General features: G+C 70.8%; 2 protein-coding genes and 1 pseudogene. All 3 read left to right on the forward strand.

The genetic code is table 11. From position 1 onward, the window contains the following. Positions 1-550 (forward strand): annotated as a pseudogene (locus G6028_RS14510) (amidohydrolase family protein); the annotation flags it as partial. Then, positions 547-2067 carry a phospholipase D-like domain-containing protein gene (locus G6028_RS14515; RefSeq protein WP_182610356.1) on the forward strand — a complete coding sequence of 507 codons (1521 nt, stop codon included), beginning with the start codon at positions 547-549 and terminating at the stop codon, positions 2065-2067. The pseudogene G6028_RS14510 and the gene G6028_RS14515, both read left to right, overlap by 4 nt. A gap of 110 nt (positions 2068-2177) precedes the next feature. Then, on the forward strand, positions 2178-2930 hold a 753-nt coding region (locus G6028_RS14520; protein WP_182659295.1), incomplete at its 3' end, for a hypothetical protein.

Consider the following 2930-nt stretch of genomic DNA (forward strand, 5'->3'; position numbering starts at 1 on the left):
GGTCGCCGACGCCGAGGAGCTGCCGCTGCTGCGGGGGGCCAAGGCCGAGGGGCTGCGCGTGACCGCCTCCACGAGCCCGCACCTGCTCGCCCTGGTCTCGGAGGTCACCCACGGGGGCGCGGCCGCCGCCGACCTTGATCCCCCGATCCGGGACGCCGCCACGCGCGAACTCCTCTGGGACGCCCTCCGCGACGGCACCGTCGACGCGATCGCCTCCGCCCGACTCGGTCTCTCGGTGGTGTGGACGGAAGCACGCCGGAGGGGGTGTGATCTCTCGGACGTGGCCGGCTGGATGTCCGGGACGACGGCCGCGATCGTCGGTCTCGAGGACCGGGGGGAGATCCGGACGGGTCTGAGGGCCGACTTCACCGCCGTCGCGGACGACGAGGCGTTCGTCGTCCTCCCCGGTGCCCGGGAGCTCGGTTCCGCCGACTCGGTGTACGCGCAGAGGGCCCTGGCGGGAGTGGTCCGCTGGACCATGACCGACGGCCGGTTCGTCGATCCCCGCTCCCTGCCCCGGGGCGCCGTCCTGTCCCGATCCGCCACATGAACCCCGCCGTCGACCGACTGGCGTTCCTCCCGTTCCCGGCGGGCGTGACCTCGGCCCTGCTCATCACCGAGTACGCCATCAAGATCCTCGCCCTGGGCATGGTGCCGGAGAATCGGCAGCCCTCCTCCTCTCAGGCCTGGTTGCTGGCGATCCTGTTCATCCCGATCGTCGGCGTGCCGCTGTTCCTGCTGCTGGGAAACCCGTACATCACCGGCCGACGGCACGTCATCCAGGCCGAGGCCAACCGGCTCTACGAGGAGGCGCTGGAGAAGTGGCCCACGGTCCCCGACAGCGTGCGGATCCCGCCCGGGGTGCGGACGGTTCTCGAGATGAACCGGAACCTCACCGCGATCCCGTGCATGTCCGGCGAGTTCGTGGGGCTGTACTCGGACTACGCGGCCTCGCTCGCCACGATGACCGACGCGGTTCGGTCCGCCCGGGACCACGTGCACATCGAGTTCTACGCCCAGTCCTGGGACGACGAGACCGACGAGTTCTTCACCGCCGCGGTCGAGGCGGCGGAGAGGGGGGTGACGGTCCGGGTGCTGGTCGACCACCTCGGGTCCCTGCGGTACCGGGGCTTCAAGGTGCTACGACGGAGGTTGCGCCACTCGCCGGTCGAGATGCACCTCATGCTGCCGATCAACCCGTTCGTCGGGAGGTTCCGCCGGCCCGACCTGCGCAACCACCGCAAGATGCTCATCGTCGACGGCGACCACGGGTTCATCGGCTCGCAGAACCTCATCGCCCGGAACTACGGCAGCCCCCGCAACACCCGCCTCGGCCGGGAGTGGGTGGACCTCATGATGGAGGTCCGGGGTGAGATCGTCCAGGCGATGAACGGGGTGTTCGCGGTGGACTGGTACTCCGAGAGCGGTGAGGTCATCGAGACCTTCGAGGAGCTCTCCCGCGGCACGTCGGTCGGTGCCGGAGGCGCGGGAGGCGACCCCACCGCCGGCGACCCGGTCAGCGCCTTCCAGCTCGTCCCCTCGGGGCCCGGATACCGCACGCAGCCGAACCTGCGCATGTTCACCCAGCTCATCGGCCAGGCCGAGCACAGGATCAGGATCGTCAGCCCGTACTTCGTCCCGGACGAGGCGTTGCTCCACTCGATCACCTCCGCGTCCTACAGAGGTGTCGACGTGGAGTTGTTCGTCCCCGAACACGCGGACCAGTTCATGGTCCACCACGCCCAGCGGTCCTACTACCGTGCACTCCTCGAGGCCGGGGTGCGGATCAACAGGTTCCGCTCGCCGGCGGTACTGCACACCAAGATGATGTTGATCGACGACTACGGCGGTGTGGTGGGGTCGAGCAACATGGACCAGCGGTCGTTCAACCTGAACTTCGAGATCAGCCTGCTGGTGCTCGGCGGGGAGGCGCTGACCGAGATGAACGACGCGGTGGACGCCTACCTCGAGGAGAGCACGCCTCTCGGCCTGGATACCTGGCAGCGCCGTCCCTGGCCGGGGCGGTACGTCGACAACGTCGCGCGACTGAGTTCGGCACTCCAGTAGGGGCCGGCCCCGCGGCGGGGCCCGGCCCGGCAGTCCGGATCGGCCCTGTAGTAGTACGCTTTGCGTGCGTGGGCCGGTAGGGCCCTGCTCATGACGAGAGGCCAGCACAGATGCCCCAGAACCGTGGTTCCGGACTCCGGACCAGGCGCATCGGCGCCGTCGTCGCCGCGACCGCCCTGGCGGCGGTCGCGACCCCGGCTGTGGTGCACGGCCAGGAGGCCTCGGGTTCCGACTCCTCGGTGCCCACCCAGACCGGCAACAGCAGCGTCGACGGCTTGACCGGCCTGATCCCCGAGGAGATCGTGGTCGGCAACCCCGGCTTCGGCGCGGGATCCGAGGGGTTGCGGGACATCGGGAGCGGAGTGGTGCCGGACACCGCGCTGTCCGTCGGCCAGGTCCTGGGCTCGGTGGCGCCGCTCGAGGCGCTGGGGTCGGCGGGCGGATCCGCGGTGGCCTCCGTGGCCTCCTCCGGCAGCCTGCCCGGGTCCGTCTACGTCAACCCGACCGGCTCGATCGGGTCGGGCACCATCGGGCTCGGCTCGCTCTCGATCCCCGAGTACATCTTCCCGGTCCTCAGCGTGCAGTTCGCCGGCGGGTTCTTCGCCGCCCTGGCCGAGCGCCAGGAGGCCGGAGAGCTCTACCCGCACGAGCTGACGTTCTGGAACGACGTGGTGGTGGGCTCGGCCGAGGCCGGCGGGTTCCTCGAGGACGCCGCCGCCGACGCCGGCACCGAGCTCCCCGGCGCACTGGCCGGAAGCATCGACGCGGTGCAGCGTTCCGCGTTGCAGGACCCGTTCGAGGAGAACGAGCGGCGCAGGGCCATCGCGGAGGCCGCCGCGGAGGCGGAGGCCGCGGGCGAGGCG

Origin of the sequence: Dietzia cercidiphylli, from assembly GCF_014145145.1 — a bacterium.
GTDB lineage: Bacteria > Actinomycetota > Actinomycetes > Mycobacteriales > Mycobacteriaceae > Dietzia > Dietzia natronolimnaea.